Genomic DNA, 1,940 nt, shown 5'->3' on the forward strand with positions numbered 1-1,940 from the left:
TTATAGAAACAGGTATTTGAACTTTGAAACTGCAAAATTGTCACTCTTTCAGTACATTGAAAGTTGGTATAATCGCAAAAGAATTCACGGAGCAACAGCCTGACTTAACTTTTTTGTGTCCAAGATATTGACTTAAATCCAATAATAGGATTCATCTTTAACTAAACTGCCCCTTTAGTTGAATAAAAAAAGAACCATCTTAACAGCTCAAAAATCTTCTACTAAAGCTCATCGCTTACATTTTTTTCTATTGCACCTTAAAAATCTTGTTATTTCCTCTAAAGATTACATGGAAATATATGTATATAAAACACCCTGCAAAATAACTAATATTATAAAGTAAAATGTCAGCAACATCGAAAATACCAACCCTTAATACGTATTGTAATACTTCTACAAGGATTGAAAATGCTTCAAAAAATAAGAACTTCGCTAAAAAGCTTTTGAAAATATTCGCGTGTGTTAATATAAAGTACATCGGTAAAAATATACATAAATTAGCAACAAGTACTTGTATAGACATTGGATTTACAGAGATGTCAGATATAAACCCGAATGGATTCAGCTCAATTGTACTGTCAACACTAAATTCCCTGTCAATACGTACAAGCCCTACAAAAAGAACAAATAAATACATACCAAATAATAAGTATTGATCAAATTCACTATCAATTCTAAAGGCAATTTTGATTAGTACGTAAAAAGTTAAGATAACTATAAGTAACGCTAAGCCATTTTTTTGTAAACCATCTAAGTTCGAGAAAAATCTTGGGAGTTTGTAGTATAAATAGTTTACATAAAGTAAAGTACCAACTATTAAACTAAGCAAAAATATAATTACATTATAATATTTTATTTTTCCGGAAAAATTATTCATAAGTTTTTATTTACACCTCCTTGTCCAAAAGTAGCATTACTTATAAGTATACATTATGTGTCAAAAGTAATTATGATAAAAAAAGCTTATTACAGTAACCTGCCCCGTTAGTTGAATAAGAAAAGTGAAGCTTATTTCACATTCGCGCCCGATTGTTGAATAAGAACATCCGGCAATACTGGATTTTTAATCAAACTTTTTTACAAATCATCGGACTTTATACCAAAGCCATAGCTAGTAAAATATAAGTACAATACCAATAAGGATAGCCCCAAGTGATAATATTAAAGCAAAACCGCCTGTACCAAACAAAATATCAAGTATTCCTAAAATCAAAAAAAATATTTTTTTTGATTTTTCAGTTTCATCTTCCTTAAACTCTTTATACGCATAAACCATTAAGAATATAAGAGAAACCAAACCTATCAAAAGGAAAAGTAACCCAACAAACACTAACACGATCAACTTTCCCTTCTTTCTTTTCTTTAAATGCTTCTTTAGAAAAAAATTCTGCATTATACATCAGGATTTTAATCAATCTTTATTATAAACCATCAGACTTTTTTATAAATTATCAAGTTTAATACAAAAACAACAGTAACTGTGCTTTGAAATAAACTTTGATCAAAAAAATACCCCACAAACCAGTATTTTACTTAAAATAAAAAGAATCCATATTGAAAAAAAGATTGATCAAAATAGATTCTTATCCAGCAGATTTAAATTTTGATATTATAAAAAAGTTTAACTATTTTCTACTTGTGTTCCTTCACTATCGCAAATGTTTTTATATACGATAAATAATGTAATGATTAACCCTACAATACCTAACGTATAAATGATAATTGCAAAAGTATTTTTCTTCATTTAAATTCCGCCCATATATTTTTAAGTTCGAACAAACTCTATCTTCTCAAATCCAACTAATTTTTTCACTGGTGATCGTTTCCTTATTAAACTAACCTGCCCCGTTAGTTCAGTAAGGATTACTCATTTTCCGTTTCTAATTCAGTTACTAACTTACATAGATAGCCGACGATGTGTTCTCTTTGTGTCATTTCTT

General features: G+C 28.5%; 4 protein-coding genes. 1 reads left to right on the forward strand and 3 read right to left on the reverse strand.

The annotated features are described in order from the left end of the window. Positions 1–103 (forward strand): IS3 family transposase (locus ACQKM9_RS21820; RefSeq protein WP_427736575.1); only part of this gene is annotated, 103 nt, incomplete at its 5' end. 144 nt (positions 104–247) lie between these two features. On the opposite strand, the gene ACQKM9_RS21825 is transcribed toward ACQKM9_RS21820, so the two are convergent. The 3 genes from ACQKM9_RS21825 to ACQKM9_RS21835 all read right to left on the reverse strand — a co-directional run bounded on the left by ACQKM9_RS21825 (position 248) and on the right by ACQKM9_RS21835 (position 1,744). Then, positions 248–829 (reverse strand): VanZ family protein, encoded by a 582-nt coding sequence (locus ACQKM9_RS21825; protein ID WP_427736572.1) that lies wholly within the window; start codon positions 827–829, stop codon positions 248–250. A 282-nt stretch (positions 830–1,111) separates the two neighbouring features. Continuing rightward, positions 1,112–1,336 (reverse strand): hypothetical protein, encoded by a 225-nt coding sequence (locus ACQKM9_RS21830; RefSeq protein WP_427736573.1) that lies wholly within the window; start codon positions 1,334–1,336, stop codon positions 1,112–1,114. 285 nt (positions 1,337–1,621) lie between these two features. Then, positions 1,622–1,744: a hypothetical protein gene (locus ACQKM9_RS21835; protein ID WP_427736574.1), complete on the reverse strand. Its 123-nt coding sequence runs from the start codon at positions 1,742–1,744 to the stop codon at positions 1,622–1,624. Positions 1,745–1,940 lie beyond the last annotated feature (196 nt).

Origin of the sequence: Viridibacillus sp. NPDC093762, from assembly GCF_050279675.1 — a bacterium.
Taxonomy (GTDB): domain Bacteria; phylum Bacillota; class Bacilli; order Bacillales_A; family Planococcaceae; genus Viridibacillus.